Source organism: Pseudomonas sp. W15Feb9B (assembly GCF_000828175.1).
Taxonomy (GTDB): domain Bacteria; phylum Pseudomonadota; class Gammaproteobacteria; order Pseudomonadales; family Pseudomonadaceae; genus Aquipseudomonas; species Aquipseudomonas parakoreensis.
The window spans coordinates 40,405-54,804 of the sequence record NZ_JTKF01000031.1 but is presented as its reverse complement, the minus strand read 5'-3'; the positions used below and the strand labels follow the sequence as shown (position 1 = coordinate 54,804).

Below are 14,400 nucleotides of genomic sequence, written 5' to 3'. Positions count from 1 at the left end.
CTGCGAAGCGGCCCCAAAACCCTGAAACCGCGTTCGATCAGATACACCTTGCACGCGGCTTTGCGGCTGCTGTGCAGCCGAGCGGGAGCAAGCTCCCTCGCCACAAAAGCTGTCCTGCAATCGCGATCAATCCAGCATCAACACCTTGGCCAGCACAATCTTCGGCCCTTTCATCTTCTTGATGATGATCCGCAGGCCTTCGACTTCCAGCACCTCTTCCTCTTCCGGGACGCGCTTGAGGGTCTCGTAGACCAGCCCGGCGAGGGTTTCCGCTTCGATGTGATCCAGGTCGATACCGAGCAGGCGTTCAACTTTGAACAGCGGCGTGTCGCCGCGTACCAGCAGCTTGCCCGGCTGATACGCGAGGATCCCGCGCTCGGCCTTGCGGTGTTCGTCCTGGATGTCGCCGACCAGCACTTCCAGCACGTCTTCCATGGTCAGGTAGCCGATGATGTTGCCGTCGGCCTCTTCGACCACGGCGAAGTGCGAGCCGCCCTTGCGGAACTGCTCCAGCAGCTGCGACAGCGGCATGTGCCGCGACACGCGCTCCAGCGGGCGGGTCAGCTCGGCCAGGTTGAACGACTCGGGAATGTGGTCCAGCGCCGCCAGTTCCAGCAGCAGGTCCTTGATGTGCAGCAGGCCGACGAACTCCTGGCGCTCGCTGTCGTACACCGGGTAACGGCTGAACTTGTGGCGACGGAACATCGCGAGGATTTCTTTCAGCGGCGCGTTGAATTCGAGGGTGATCAGGTCTTCGCGGGAGTTGGCCCAGTCGACCACCTCCAGTTCGCCCATCTCCACTGCCGAGGCCAGCACGCGCATGCCTTGGTCGCTCGGGTCCTGACCACGGCTGGAGTGCAGGATCAGTTTCAGTTCTTCGCGGCTGTAATGATGCTCGTGATGCGGGCCGGGTTCGCCCTGGCCGGCGATGCGCAGAATCGCGTTGGCGCTGGCGTTGAGCAGGTAGATCGCCGGGTACATCGCCCAGTAGAACAGGTACAGCGGCACTGCCGTCCACAGCGACAGCAGCTCGGGTTTGCGGATCGCCCATGACTTGGGCGCCAGCTCACCGACCACGATGTGCAGGTAGGAAATGATGAAGAACGCGGTAAAGAACGAAATGCCTTTGACCACTTCCGGCGACTGCACGCCGACCGCGCTCAGCAGCGGCTCGAGCAGGTGCGCGAACGCCGGTTCACCGACCCAGCCCAGGCCGAGGGAGGCGAGGGTGATACCGAGCTGACAGGCCGAGAGGTACGCATCCAGTTGACTGTGAACGGTGCGCAGGATGTGCCCGCGCCAGCCGTTCTTGTCGGCGATGGCCTCGACCCGGGTCGAGCGCAGTTTGACCATGGCAAATTCCGCCGCAACGAAGAAGCCGTTGAGCAACACCAGGATCAGAGCGAAAAGAATCATGCCGAAATCGGCGAAAATCGTAGCGAGGGACAAGCCAGGGGAAGGGTCCATGATGGAGTTTTGCAGGTTCCGTGTGATTCGTAAGAGAGAAAAAATCGCGCCTGAAAGGCAGACGCAAGTCAGCCAATGTAGCGGCTGACTTGGCGATTGCCTAGTGGCGCGTGCTGGCCGGTATCACTCGGCGGCGCTGATGGCCCGTGCCTGGGCCACCTGGGCCGGGGCGAAGTGGCAGGTGAACGTGCTGCCATGACCAGGCACGCTGCTGATCTCCATCCGTGCGCGGTGGCGCAGCAACACGTGTTTGACGATTGCCAGGCCCAGCCCGGTGCCGCCGGTGTTGGAGTTGCGACTGGAGTCGACACGGTAGAAGCGTTCGGTCAGGCGCGGCAGGTGCTTGCTGTCGATGCCGATTCCGGAGTCCTGCACGCTCAGGTGCGCGCCTTGCTCGTCGCCCCACCAGCGAATGCGGATGTTGCCCTCGGCCGGGGTGTACTTCACAGCGTTGAACACCAGGTTGGAGAAGGCGCTGCGCAGTTCCGCCTCGCTGCCCTTGAGCAGGATCTTGCCATCGGCTTCGAGGGTGATTTTCTGGTTTTTCTGCCCGGACAACTGCTGGGCGTCGCTCTTGATCGATTGCAGCAGCGTATCGATCTGCACCGGCTGATTGTCCGACGGGTAATCGGTGGCTTCCAGCTTCGCCAGCAACAGCAGGTCGTTGAGCAGCGTCTGCATGCGTCCGCCCTGTTGCTGCATCTGCTGCAGGGCGCGGCTCCAGCGCGGATTCACTTCCTCGACATTGTCGAGCAGGGTTTCCAGGTAGCCGCAGATCACCGTCAGCGGCGTGCGCAGTTCGTGGGAGACGTTGGCGATGAAGTCTTTGCGCATCTGTTCCAGTTGATGGATGCGCGTGACATCGCGCACCAGCATCAGATGCTCGTTGTTGCCGTAACGCGTGAGGTACAGCTGGATGCGCACACGATCATTGGTCGGCGAAGGGATCTCCAGCGGTTCGGCGTAGCTGTCCTGCTCGAAGTATTCCTTGAAGCGCGGATGGCGCACCAGGTTGGTCACCGGTTGGCCGCTGTCTTGCGGGGTCTTGAGGCCGAGCAGGGTTTCGGCGGCGCGGTTCCACCATTCCAGGTTGCCGTCGCTGTCGAGCATGATCACTGCATCTTTGAGCGCGGCGGTGGACTCCTGTACCCGGTCGATCACCGCTTGCAGGCGTCCGCGTACCCGTTGGTCGCGGCGTTGCAGGTGGTAGATGCTGTCGAACACCTCGCCCCACAGGCCATAGCCATCGGGCGGTGCTTCATCGGGTTGGTGCAGACGCAGCCATTCGTGCAGGCGCAGCAGTTGCTTGAGCGTCCAGGCCAGATACAGGCCCAGGCCTGCAGCGAGGCTCCAGCCGTAATAGCCGCTGATCAAGCCGATCACCAGGCAGGCGGTGACCAGCAACAGCATGTGGCGAATCAGGGTGCCATGCCAGTTTTGATTCACGGAAAATACGGTCCTTGTCAGCGAGTCTGGCGGTCGGATCAGGCCTTGGTGGAAAACCGGTAGCCGGTGCCGCGCACGGTTTGTACCAGATTTTCGTAGGCATCGCCGAGGGCTTTGCGCAGGCGCCGGATGTGCACGTCGACGGTGCGCTCTTCAACATAGACGTTGCCGCCCCAGACCTGATCCAGCAACTGCCCGCGCGTGTAGGCGCGTTCCTGGTGGGTCATGAAGAATTGCAGCAGACGGTATTCGGTCGGGCCCATCTCGGCCGGACGGCCGTCGATGGTCACACGGTGGCTGATCGGGTCGAGCAACAGGCCACCAACTTCGATCGGCGCTTCGCCATCGGTCGGGCCGGCGCGGCGCAGCACAGCCTTGAGGCGGGCGACCAGTTCGCGTGGGGAAAACGGCTTGGTGATGTAGTCGTCGGCGCCGACTTCAAGCCCCTGGATCTTGTTGTCCTCTTCGCCCTTGGCGGTGAGCATGATGATCGGGATGTCCCCGGTCAGCTCGTCACGCTTGAGGCGGCGGGCCAGTTCGATGCCGGAGGTGCCGGGCAGCATCCAGTCGAGCAGGATCAGGTCCGGTTTGCGGTCAACGATGATGGCGTGTGCCTGCTGCGAGTTCTCCGCCTCGAGGCAGTCATAGCCGGCCATTTCCAACGCAACGGCGATCATTTCGCGAATGGGCGCTTCGTCGTCGACGATCAGAATGCTCCTGCCAACCATGCCTTAATCCTCTTGTCATTTAACTGTCTTGCGCCGCATTAGATAACGGAATTATTGCAGTCGTGTGACAGTATTTTAGTCGCCCGGCGGTTGGCGTGATCCTGGGCTAAGCTCTAAGTCCGAATCCTGACAACCACAAAAGAAGGTTTCCATGACTCAAATGACTGCTTCTTTCAAAGCCCTGCTAATGGCTGCTGCCGTTGCATTACCGTCGATGGCGTTCGCCGCTGACCCGGTCATGATGAAAGACGGCATGATGACCGATCACAAAGGCATGACCGTGTACACCTTCGACAAGGACACGGGCGGTAAATCGATGTGCAACGGCGATTGCGCGAAGAACTGGCCGCCGATGATGGCGCCGGCGGGTGCCAAGGCTGAAGGCAAATTCACCCCCATCAAGCGTGATGACGGCACCATGCAGTGGGCATATGACGGCAAGCCGCTTTACACCTTCAAAATGGATGAAAAACCGGGCGACATGAAGGGGGAAGGGTTCAAGGACATGTGGCACATGCCTAAACACTGATTCCTGCAGCAACTACGTTCCTGTGGGAGCGAGCAGGCTCGCTTCCACAGGTTTTTGTGGATCAGCGCAACGCGTAATCCAGCACGATCCCGACAAAAATCGCCAATCCGGCCCAATGGTTGTGCAAGAACGCCTTGAAGCAACGCATGCGGTCGCGATCGCGGGTGTACCAGAACTCCCACGCATAACAGCCCGCGGCCACCAGCAGGCCGAGATGGAACCACGTCCCCAGCTCGAACTTCGACCCGGCCAGCAGCAGACAGCCCAATGACAGCGTCTGCAGGGTCAGGATGATTACCCGATCCGCATCACCAAACAGAATCGCCGTGGATTTCACGCCGATCTTCAAGTCGTCATCACGGTCAGTCATCGCGTAATAGGTGTCGTAACCCACCGTCCACAACAGGTTGGCGATCCACAGCAGCCACGCGGCGGCGGGCAGTTCACCGGTTTCAGCGGTGAACGCCATCGGCATGCCCCATGAGAACGCTGCGCCGAGCACCACTTGCGGGTAATAGGTGTACCGCTTCATGAACGGGTAGGTGAACGCCAGCGCCAGACCGCCCAGCGACAACCAGATGGTCGGCGCATTGGTGCACAGCACCAGCAGGAAGCTCACGCCCATCAGCAACGCGAAGAACACCAGCGCCTCTTTCGAACTGATCTTGCCGCTGGCCAGCGGTCGTTGCGCGGTGCGTTTGACGTGGCCATCAACCTTGCGATCCGCCCAGTCGTTGATCACGCAACCCCCGGCGCGGGTCAGTACCACGCCGAGGACAAAAATCACGATATTGGCCAGCGAAGGCGAGCCCTTACCGGCAATCCATAGCGCCCATAGCGTCGGCCACAGCAGCAGGTAAATGCCGATCGGCTTGTCCATGCGCGTCAACTGAATGAAATCCCAGGCGCGCGGATTCAAGCGGTTCAGGGACTTGAGCAGGCTCTGGTACATCAGCAGTTCTCCGGATGGGCGCGGGCGGTGCTCCACAGCGTCGGCAGGAAAATCTCCGCCACCAGCACGCTCAGGGCGCCACGGTCGAAGCGCGAGCGGCGGCCCCATAGTTCCGGCGCGCGGCATTCTGACGGCAGCCAGTCCTGCGGGTAGTGGCAGACCTCGATGGCGCGGCGCTGGAAGGCGTGGTCGCAAAACAGCAGTTCGCCCAGCGAGCGGCTGCCCAGTTCGTCCATGTGCAAGCCGTCGCCTTGCAGGGCGGCGCGTGACGCCACGCTACGGGCGAACACCCAGGCCTCGCCGTGACCGCGCAGATACACCTCGCGCACCCAGCCTTCGCTGCCTTCGGCCAGATCCAGCGCCGCGCATTCGTCACTGCGCAGAGTGTCCCAGCCTTCGAACAACGGTGTGACGCTGAAGCCGTCATTCGACAGCCGCGTCAGGCGGCGGGTCAGCGAGCCTTCGTCGAACAACCAGTTCAGGGTCAACGAATCGGGAAGGGGCGTCAGTCGGCTTTGAGTCAGCCAGAGCGGGGCCGGGCAGGCATTTGAATGGTGCACAATGAGTCATTATTGGCCGCAAATGAGGCGGCGAGCTTAACATGGCGTGTTGCGAATTTGATGGATCCGGGTCGCCGTTGCGCCGAACAGGCTTGCATCTGCCCGGCACCCTCAGTACAAAACGCCCTGAGCCGGACGGCAGCGCAACCACCATCGACCGTCCGCGCCGACCAAAGCCTGAATCCTGAGGAAGTACCTGAATGAAAAAGTGGCAATGCATCGTCTGCGGCCTGATCTACAACGAAGCTGACGGTTGGCCGGATGACGGCATCGCGCCGGGCACGCTGTGGCAGGACGTGCCGGAAGACTGGCTGTGCCCGGACTGTGGCGTCGGCAAACTCGACTTCGAAATGATCGAAATCAACTAAGCACCAACAAGGAGTAAGGCATGAGCGCACCTGTCGTCATCATCGGCACCGGCCTGGCGGGCTACAACCTGGCCCGGGAGTTTCGCAAGCTCGACAGCGAAACCCCGCTGCTGCTGATTACTGCAGATGATGGCCGCTCATACTCCAAACCGATGCTCTCCACCGGTTTCGGCAAGAACAAGGACGCCGATGGCCTGAGCATGGCCGAACCCGGCGCCATGGCCGAGCAATTGAAGGCCGAAGTGCGCACCCACACGCGCATCAGCGGCATCGACGCCGGCCACAAGCGCCTGTGGATCGGCGAAGAAGCGGTGTACTACCGCGACCTGATCCTCGCCTGGGGCGCGGAAACCGTGCGGGTGCCGATCGAAGGCGATGGCGCCGAACGGGTATTCCCGATCAACGATCTCGAAGACTACGCACGCTTTCGTGCCGCCGCTGCTGGCAAGCGCCGCGTGTTGCTGCTGGGAGCGGGCCTGATCGGCTGCGAATTCGCCAACGACCTGATCCTCGGCGGCTACGAGGTGCAACTGGTGGCGCCGTGCGAGCAAGTGATGCCAATGCTGCTGCACCCGGCCGCTGCGGCCGCCGTGCAGGCCGGGCTGGAAAGCCTGGGCGCGCGTTTTCACCTTGGCCCGGTGCTCACCCGCCTGCAAAAAGTCGCGGATGGGCTGGAAGCGCATCTGTCCGACGGCCAGGTGATTGCCTGCGATGTGGTGGTGTCGGCTATCGGCCTGCGTCCGCGCATCGATCTGGCGGCGGCTGCCGGGGTGCAGGTCAATCGCGGCGTTGTCGTCGACCGTTATTTGAAAACGTCCCACGCCAATATCTACGCCCTGGGCGACTGCGCCGAGGTCGATGGGCTGAATCTGTTGTACGTGATGCCCCTCATGAGCTGTGCGCGTGCGCTGGCACAAACCCTGGCCGGCAATCCGACAGCCGTGAGCTACGGCGCGATGCCGATCACGGTGAAAACCCCGGTATGCCCGTTGGTCGTGTCGCCACCGCCTCGGGGCAGCGAAGGTGTCTGGACCGTCGAAGGGCAGGGCGCCGACATCAAGGCCCTGTGCCACAGTGCCGAGGGTCAGTTGCTCGGTTACGCGCTGACCGGCGCGGCGGTGATGGAAAAACTCGCCCTGAACAAACAGCTTCCGCCCCTGCTGGCGTAAATACCGGTCGTTCTGTCGGAATCACCCCGCTTTTGCCCCTACAAAGGTCGCGGGGAGACTGGCGCCGCCGGTATCCGCGTGCCATTCTCACTCCCGTCTGCCGCAGAGTAGAGCCTGCGGCGCCTTGGGCGCTGTTCCAACGAGAACAGCACGGACATAACAACAAAAAACCGTCAAAGGGGCTTCACTAATGCGTAAACCAGAACTCGCCGCTGCAATCGCTGAAAAAGCGGATCTGACCAAAGAACAGGCCAACCGCGTGCTCAACGCCGTCCTCGAAGAAATCACCGGCGCTCTGCACCGCAAGGACAGCGTCACGCTGGTGGGCTTCGGCACCTTCCTGCAACGCCACCGCGGCGCCCGCACCGGCAAGAACCCGCAAACCGGCGAACCGGTGAAAATCAAGGCCAGCAACACTGTTGCATTCAAGCCAGGCAAGTCGTTGAAAGACAGCGTCAATCCTTAAGTTGCGGCGAACTCCCTGACAAGCAGGGAGAACTGCAATAAAAATGGGCACACCGATTGCGGTCGGGTGCCCATTTTTTGTGGCTGCCAATCGGCTTACTGACGTCGGAAACAGGCCTTGCCGTTGCCGAAATCCACGGCCAGGCAGTTCGGCTCGATTGCCAGTTGCAGATCCTGAAACAGGCCGGATAAATCGCTGTTTGACGCCGCTTTGGTCTCGCTCTTCAGTGTCACGGTGTTGTTCTCCACCTGCCAGGTGCCTTTGGCAAAGCCGTCAGCACTGCCATATGCCACGCCTGCGTCAAACGTGCCGTCCTTGCGCAGCAGCAATTCGGCGCCCATTTCCATTGCGCCGGTCAGATAGTAATGACCGTCCAGTGGTGGGGTATCTGCGGAGGCTTGAGTGACGGGTAGCGACATCAGTGCTGCGAAAAGCAGGGGTTTCAATTCCATGAGGTAAAGCTCCTGGGCGGCTCCGTTTCAGGCGCCAAATGAGACGCAGCTTTTGTGACTGTGGCTCAACAGTCAACCCGCTTGGTCGGCATAGCCGGGTTAAGAGAGTTTTCAAGGCAAGCTGGCAATGCAGGAAATAAATTGATGTAAGAAGTATCTCTGAAATTCGTGAGAACATTCTGGGCGTGAAACGCTGGTTCGGATTGAAGGGAATGTTGGACGGTCGCACTTCGATAATTATTGAGTTGGCACTGAAGTACAGCATTCATGAGCTGAATAAAGTTTCAGAAAAATGAATTGCCATCAAATTGATGGCACTTTTGTTGTTCGGCGTTGTCGTCAGCGAATTGTTTGTAAAATTCCGCGAATTTTCGGAAGAGTCCTACTTCTATTTCTTACGAGAGTTGTCATGCTTGCCGCCGTGTATTGGGACGGGTGTTCGAGGCGATTCGCACAGAGCGGGTTAGGCCGCTCTGGATCAAGGGTTCTGAGGGGGCGAGGCAAATGCGCGCAATATAATTCGCCATCAGGGATTCCCCTGCCATATAGAGGGCGATCTCTTACACGCTCCACTGAACACTTCGTCTTGTTGTTTAATCAGATGCTTGCTAGTGGCCATCATAGTGATTACGATGCGCCCACTTGAAAGAGCACATCTCAATTGGATGAGTCGCTTCACCGCTCTTCGATACTGTCCCGCGCCGCGGTAACTCCAATAGGCGCCTGACTGTAATCCTGAATAAAGGCCATGGATGTCCTACTCAAGCAAACTTTCCGCCCATTACCTCGAACTCGCAAAAGTCTCTGTTTCCAAAGAGAATTTCGCGGGCGAAGACGTTCGTTTTTCGAGCGAATTCGAGGCGCTGGAAAGCGAGCTGGCCAAAGCCTCGTCGATGCACGAAAGCGGGCAGATCGACTGGCTGAAAATCCGCGAAAACAGCGAAAACCTGCTGCGCACCCAATCCAAGGATTTGCGTGTCGGCGCCTGGCTGACCTGGTCGTTGTACCAGCGTGAATCCTTCCCCGGGCTGCTGGCCGGCCTCGGTCTGCTGCACCATCTGTCGGAAAACCACTGGACCGACGTTCACCCGCTCAAACCGCGCACCCGTGCCGCCGCCATCGGCTGGCTGGTGCCGCGTCTGGAGCAGGTGCTCACCGAAAACATCGCGATCAAGGAACAGCTGCCGATGTTTCGGCAGTTGTCCGAGCATCTGGCCGGGCTCGATGCCGCGTGCACCGAGCACCTGGGCGACGACGCGCCGCTGTTGCTGCCGCTCTCGCGTCGCCTGAAAACCATGATCCAGCGTGCCGCCGACAATCAGCCGGCCCCCGGTGTGGTGGGCGCAGCGGTGGCGCAGGTCAAGCAGGCCGCGAGCCAGTTGCTGACCCCCGGCGCACCGATCGACAACGAAAAAGATGCTTACAAGGCACTGCGCGCCCAGCAGGAAAGCGCGCGTCCGTTGTGTGCCTGGTGGCTCAAGCAGAAGGCCACCGACCTGCGCGCCCTGCGTCTGAACCGCACCTTGCTGTGGCTGCCGATCGACGCGGTGCCCGAGCGCAACGCCGAGCAGATCACCGTGTTGCGCGGTCTGCCGGTGGACAAACTCAAGCAGTATCAGGATCGCTTCGATCAAGGCAAATACGCCGACCTGCTGGTGGAACTGGAGGCGAGCCTGGCGAAGGCGCCGTTCTGGTTCGATGGCCAGAGGATGGTCTGGGAATGTCTCCAGAACCTCAACGCCGAGATGGCAATGCGCGAAGTGGAAATCCACTTCGCGCTTTTGGTTCAGCGCCTGCCCGGCATCATCGAATGTCGCTTCCATGACGGCGCGCCGTTTGCCGATCCGTCCACTCGGGCGTGGATCGCCGGCAATGTCATGCCGCACCTGCAAAGCGCCAGCGCGCCGCGCAAGGTCGAAACCGACGACGTCGAAACCCAGCCCGCCTGGGAAAAGGCCCTGCAGGAAGTGCTGCCGCTGCTGCGCAAGGAAGGCCTCAAGCCTGCCGTGCAGACGCTCAAGCAAGGGCTGCAAACGGCTCACGGCGGGCGCGAGCGGTTCTTCTGGCAGTTCGCCCTCGCGCGGCTGTGCTTCATGGCCAAGAAATACGAACTGGCCAAGAACCAGCTCGAAACCCTCGATCAGACATTACAGGACTCAGGCCTGCACGCCTGGGAGCCCGATCTTGCATTGGAAGTGCTGCACCTGCTGCACAGTTGCTGCGAGCTGTTGCCGCAGAACCATGCAGTGCGTGAACGCAAGGAAGAGATTTATCGCAGGCTGTGCCACCTCGATCTCGAAGTGGTACTCGAATAGGCCCCAGGGCCACAACCGCAAGGAGAAAAGCCATGGCCAAAGAAGGCTCGGTAGCCCCCAAGGAACGCATCAACGTCACCTTCAAACCCGCCACCGGCGGTGCTCAGGAAGAGATTGAACTGCCGCTGAAGCTGCTGGCAATCGGTGACTACACCCACCGCAAGGACGATCGCAAAATCGAAGATCGCAAGCCGATCAGCATCGACAAGATGACCTTCGACGAAGTGTTGGCCAAGCAAGAACTGGGTCTGACGCTGAGCGTGCCGAACCGTCTGCAGGAAGATGGCGAGGCCGACGAGCTGGCTGTGCAATTGCGCGTCAATTCGATGAAGGACTTCAACCCGGCCAGCCTGGTCGAGCAAGTGCCTGAGCTGAAAAAACTGATGGAACTGCGCGATGCGCTGGTGGCCCTCAAAGGCCCGCTGGGTAACGCACCTGCGTTCCGTAAAGCGATCGAAGGCGTGCTCGCCGACGACGAATCCCGCGGTCGCGTACTCGGTGAGCTGGGCCTGAACGCCGCAGCCCCGGACGCCTGAGACTCCAGCCAAGGAAGCCAACACAATGAGCACTAGCGCAGCACAAGAGAAGAGCGCCGAAAGCGGCGAATACAGCATTCTCGACAGCATCATCGCCGAAACCCGTCTGACCCCGGACGACGAAGCCTACGACATCGCCAAGCGTGGCGTGTCGGCGTTCATCGAAGAACTGCTCAAGCCGCAGAACAACGGTGAGCCGGTCAAGAAAGCCATGGTTGACCGCATGATCGCCGAGATCGATGCCAAGCTCAGCCGTCAGATGGACGAAATCCTGCACCACCCGGATTTCCAGGCGCTGGAATCGTCGTGGCGTGGCCTGCAGTTGCTGGTCGACCGCACCAACTTCCGCGAAAACATCAAGATCGAAATCCTCAACGTCTCCAAAGAAGACTTGCTGGACGATTTCGAAGATTCGCCGGAAGTCATGCAGTCGGGCCTGTACAAGCACATCTACACCGCTGAATACGGCCAGTTCGGTGGTCAGCCAGTCGGCGCGATCATCGCCAACTACTTCATGTCCCCAAGCTCGCCGGACGTGAAACTGATGCAGTACGTGGCCAGCGTTTCCTGCATGTCCCACGCGCCGTTCATCGCCGCGGCCGGCCCGAAATTCTTCGGTCTGGAAAGCTTCACCGGCCTGCCGGATCTGAAAGATCTGAAAGACCACTTCGAAGGCCCGCAATTCGCCAAATGGCAGAGCTTCCGTACTTCCGAAGACTCCCGTTACGTTGGCCTGACCGTGCCGCGTTTCCTGCTGCGTAACCCGTACGATCCGGAAGAAAACCCGGTCAAATCGTTCGTGTACAAGGAAACCGTTGCCAACAGCCACGAGCACTACCTGTGGGGCAACACCGCGTTCGCGTTCGGCACCAAGCTGACCGACAGCTTCGCCAAATTCCGCTGGTGCCCGAACATCATCGGCCCACAGAGCGGTGGCGCGGTTGAAGATCTGCCGCTGCACCATTTCGAAAGCATGGGCGAAATCGAAACCAAGATCCCGACCGAGGTTCTGGTCTCCGACCGCCGTGAATACGAACTGGCCGAGGAAGGCTTCATTTCCCTGACCATGCGCAAAGGCTCCGACAACGCGGCGTTCTTCTCCGCCAGCTCGGTGCAGAAGCCGAAGTTCTTCGGCATCAGCGCAGAAGGCAAGGCGGCAGAGCTGAACTACAAGCTCGGCACCCAACTGCCGTACATGATGATCGTCAACCGCCTGGCTCACTACTTGAAAGTGCTGCAGCGCGAGCAACTCGGTTCGTGGAAAGAGCGTACCGACCTCGAGCTGGAACTGAACAAGTGGATCCGCCAATACGTGGCCGACCAGGAAAACCCGAGCGCCGAAGTGCGTGGCCGTCGTCCGCTGCGCGCTGCGCAAGTGATCGTCAGCGACGTTGAAGGCGAGCCGGGCTGGTACCGCGTCAGCTTGAACGTGCGTCCGCACTTCAAGTACATGGGTGCCGATTTCACCCTGTCGCTGGTTGGCAAGCTGGACAAAGAGTAAGAGCGACTCATGGACGGATACGGCAGCCTGTTCGAGCGCCTCAACGGCGACGCGGAACTACGCAAGGGCAACAGCCTTGAGGCTTGTGCCATGGCGTCAGTGGCTGCCCATCTGGCCAAAATGCTCAGCACCCGGGCCGGCAGCGTGCAAACGCTGGCCGACTACGGGTTGCCCGATCTCAATGACATGCGTCTGAGCCTGCACGACTCCCTGAGTCAGGCCCGTCTGGCCATCGAAAACTTCATCGAAGCCTACGAGCCGCGCCTGAGCAACGTGCGTGTCATTTCCCTGCCGCGTGACCACGACCAGCTACGGCTGGCCTTCAGCATCGAAGGCCTGCTGGAAGTCGAGGGTTTCAAGCGTCAGGTCAGTTTTTCCGCGCGCCTGGATGGCAGCGGTCAAGTGAAGGTCACCTAAGGAGATTCCCGATGTCTGGCAAACCCGCAGCACGCGTATCCGACCCCACCGCTTGCCCACTTCCTGGCCACGGTACCAACCCGATCGCCGCCGGATCCGGCGACGTGTTCTTCGACGGCCTCGCGGCCGCCCGCCAAGGCGATGCCTCGGCGTGTGGTGGTGCGTTGGTTGGCGATCTGGCGACCACGGTTTTGATCAATGGCAAACCGGCCGCCACGGTTGATTCAGTGGGGACCCATGGCAACAAAGTCACGGCGGGTTCCGGGACGGTGATTATCGGCAATTCGCATTCGCCGGCGCCGTTTGTGCCGCCTTTGCCGGTGGAGATCAAGTGGCCGTTTAACGAGCACTACGTCATCAATTGTCAGGACTCCGGGAAGCCATTGGCGGGAGTGGCATACAGTTTCAAAACCGCCTCGGGGAAAGTTATCAGTGGCGTCACGGGAGCCGACGGGAAGACGCAAAAAATCTCGTCCTCTGTAGCGGAGTCCTATGAGTTGATTATTGAACAGCAATCTGAAGTCGTAATTGGATAAAAGGATTTTGTTATGGCGGATACGAAAATAGCATCAAGTCTGACGCCGGCCAGTAACCAAACTGGTAAGTCTGCAGCTGTCCGTCAATTCAAAATCACAGATATACCTGATGCAATGGATAAGATGAAGTGGCCAGTTGCTGCGAAGCTGATGCGCCATTGGTTTGATGGCAAACCATGGCCAACTGCCGATGGTGCCATGAGTAAAGAGGTTAAAGACCATATTGCTCTTGCTGACATCGCCTACGTAAATGACACCATCGTAAAAATGGCTTGGTTGGAAAAGTTTGAACCTGCGAAAGCTGTCATTGAAGAGCTTAAGTCAGCCTGGGATAATCCTGCAGGCCGCAATAATATAAGCAAGAAGATTAAAGATAAGTATCTTGGCTCGGCGCCGGGTGTCTATCCTTTTAAGTTTGCGAGCGCCAGGAAGGTTGAAGAGTTTGGATACAGTAATAATCGAGCAGTTAAGTTCGGTTTAATAGAGAAGACTGATGAATTGCGAGCTGCGCTGGCAAACTTTAACGTCCGCGTATTTCCAGAGGGGAAGTTGGTTGTTTCCGTAGACAGCATTCAACTGTTTGTGGAGCGAATCGGTTTTTACGCTGAGGACGCCTATGACTTCAATGACGCACCGGATGACAATTTCAGTCAGCCATTGGGGTTCTGGAACTTCGATGGTATAGCTAACCCGGCTTATGCGGCCACTGCAAATGCCGGTGCGGCGCAGATGAAGTCAGACATCGCTTCAAACCCCTATATCAGTGCAGAAGACTCTCAGGCGATGTTTCGGGAAATAGAAAGCTCGCGTTATTTCTATATTACGAATTCTCATTTTTTAAAATATCGAACAGAATTTAAAAAAGGCGGTGATTTCCAGGTTTTGTCTGATATCAAATATCAGAATGTTCCCGTGACAGTTATTAATGTTTGGAATAAATGATGCGCATTTTTTGCTC

General features: G+C 59.3%; 16 protein-coding genes. 10 read left to right on the top strand and 6 right to left on the bottom strand.

Features of this window, described 5'->3' with window-relative positions; all coding sequences use genetic code 11:
- Window positions 1-126: 126 nt before the first annotated feature.
- The 3 genes from OC71_RS17025 to phoB form a co-directional block, all read right to left on the bottom strand.
- Window positions 127-1,467, bottom strand: a complete 1,341-nt coding sequence (locus tag OC71_RS17025; RefSeq protein ID WP_007962298.1) for a hemolysin family protein — start codon at window positions 1,465-1,467, stop codon at window positions 127-129.
- A 123-nt stretch (window positions 1,468-1,590) separates the two neighbouring features.
- The gene (gene phoR / locus OC71_RS17020; RefSeq protein WP_217436730.1) at window positions 1,591-2,877 is read right to left on the bottom strand and encodes a phosphate regulon sensor histidine kinase PhoR; all 1,287 of its coding nucleotides are present in this window, start codon (window positions 2,875-2,877) and stop codon (window positions 1,591-1,593) included.
- Window positions 2,878-2,951: 74 nt separating this feature from the next.
- The gene (gene phoB, locus OC71_RS17015) at window positions 2,952-3,641 is read right to left on the bottom strand and encodes a phosphate regulon transcriptional regulator PhoB (RefSeq protein WP_003229608.1); all 690 of its coding nucleotides are present in this window, start codon (window positions 3,639-3,641) and stop codon (window positions 2,952-2,954) included.
- A 151-nt stretch (window positions 3,642-3,792) separates the two neighbouring features.
- On the opposite strand from phoB, the gene OC71_RS17010 reads away from it, so the two are divergent.
- Window positions 3,793-4,170: a hypothetical protein gene (locus OC71_RS17010; protein ID WP_041071626.1), complete on the top strand. Its 378-nt coding sequence runs from the start codon at window positions 3,793-3,795 to the stop codon at window positions 4,168-4,170.
- A gap of 61 nt (window positions 4,171-4,231) precedes the next feature.
- Here the strand turns inward: OC71_RS17010 and ubiA are convergent, their stop codons facing one another.
- Both ubiA and OC71_RS17000 read right to left on the bottom strand, forming a co-directional pair.
- Entirely contained in the window at window positions 4,232-5,122 is an 891-nt protein-coding gene (gene ubiA, locus OC71_RS17005) for a 4-hydroxybenzoate octaprenyltransferase (protein ID WP_041071624.1), read from the bottom strand.
- Window positions 5,122-5,682 carry a chorismate lyase gene (locus tag OC71_RS17000; RefSeq protein WP_041071622.1) on the bottom strand — a complete coding sequence of 187 codons (561 nt, stop codon included), beginning with the start codon at window positions 5,680-5,682 and terminating at the stop codon, window positions 5,122-5,124. Before OC71_RS17000 ends, ubiA begins: the two co-directional genes overlap by 1 nt.
- 200 nt (window positions 5,683-5,882) lie before the next feature.
- Here OC71_RS17000 and OC71_RS16995 point away from each other — a divergent pair, with 200 nt between their 5' ends.
- The 3 genes from OC71_RS16995 to OC71_RS16985 all read left to right on the top strand — a co-directional run bounded on the left by OC71_RS16995 (window position 5,883) and on the right by OC71_RS16985 (window position 7,685).
- Window positions 5,883-6,050, top strand: a complete 168-nt coding sequence (locus tag OC71_RS16995; RefSeq protein ID WP_041071620.1) for a rubredoxin — start codon at window positions 5,883-5,885, stop codon at window positions 6,048-6,050.
- A gap of 20 nt (window positions 6,051-6,070) precedes the next feature.
- Window positions 6,071-7,219, top strand: a complete 1,149-nt coding sequence (locus OC71_RS16990) for an NAD(P)/FAD-dependent oxidoreductase (RefSeq protein WP_041071618.1) — start codon at window positions 6,071-6,073, stop codon at window positions 7,217-7,219.
- Window positions 7,220-7,409: 190 nt separating this feature from the next.
- A complete protein-coding gene (locus OC71_RS16985) occupies window positions 7,410-7,685 on the top strand; it encodes an HU family DNA-binding protein (protein ID WP_003213368.1) in 276 nt (91 codons plus the stop codon).
- A gap of 95 nt (window positions 7,686-7,780) precedes the next feature.
- On the opposite strand, the gene OC71_RS16980 is transcribed toward OC71_RS16985, so the two are convergent.
- Window positions 7,781-8,137, bottom strand: coding sequence for a hypothetical protein (locus OC71_RS16980; RefSeq protein WP_041071609.1), 357 nt, complete (start codon window positions 8,135-8,137; stop codon window positions 7,781-7,783).
- A 752-nt stretch (window positions 8,138-8,889) separates the two neighbouring features.
- On the opposite strand from OC71_RS16980, the gene tssA reads away from it, so the two are divergent.
- From tssA to OC71_RS16950, 6 genes are read left to right on the top strand one after another with little or no spacing between them, the layout of a single operon-like run.
- Window positions 8,890-10,452, top strand: coding sequence for a type VI secretion system protein TssA (gene tssA / locus OC71_RS16975; protein ID WP_041071607.1), 1,563 nt, complete (start codon window positions 8,890-8,892; stop codon window positions 10,450-10,452).
- A gap of 32 nt (window positions 10,453-10,484) precedes the next feature.
- Window positions 10,485-10,988: a type VI secretion system contractile sheath small subunit gene (tssB, locus tag OC71_RS16970; protein ID WP_003229587.1), complete on the top strand. Its 504-nt coding sequence runs from the start codon at window positions 10,485-10,487 to the stop codon at window positions 10,986-10,988.
- A 25-nt stretch (window positions 10,989-11,013) separates the two neighbouring features.
- The gene (gene tssC / locus OC71_RS16965) at window positions 11,014-12,489 is read left to right on the top strand and encodes a type VI secretion system contractile sheath large subunit (RefSeq protein ID WP_003229584.1); all 1,476 of its coding nucleotides are present in this window, start codon (window positions 11,014-11,016) and stop codon (window positions 12,487-12,489) included.
- Between the two features lie 9 nt (window positions 12,490-12,498).
- The gene (tssE, locus tag OC71_RS16960) at window positions 12,499-12,906 is read left to right on the top strand and encodes a type VI secretion system baseplate subunit TssE (protein WP_041071603.1); all 408 of its coding nucleotides are present in this window, start codon (window positions 12,499-12,501) and stop codon (window positions 12,904-12,906) included.
- An 11-nt stretch (window positions 12,907-12,917) separates the two neighbouring features.
- The gene (locus OC71_RS16955; protein WP_041071600.1) at window positions 12,918-13,442 is read left to right on the top strand and encodes a PAAR domain-containing protein; all 525 of its coding nucleotides are present in this window, start codon (window positions 12,918-12,920) and stop codon (window positions 13,440-13,442) included.
- Between the two features lie 12 nt (window positions 13,443-13,454).
- On the top strand, window positions 13,455-14,384 hold the full coding sequence (locus OC71_RS16950) for a DUF6402 family protein (protein ID WP_041071598.1): 930 nt from the start codon (window positions 13,455-13,457) through the stop codon (window positions 14,382-14,384).
- Window positions 14,385-14,400: the final 16 nt, after the last annotated feature.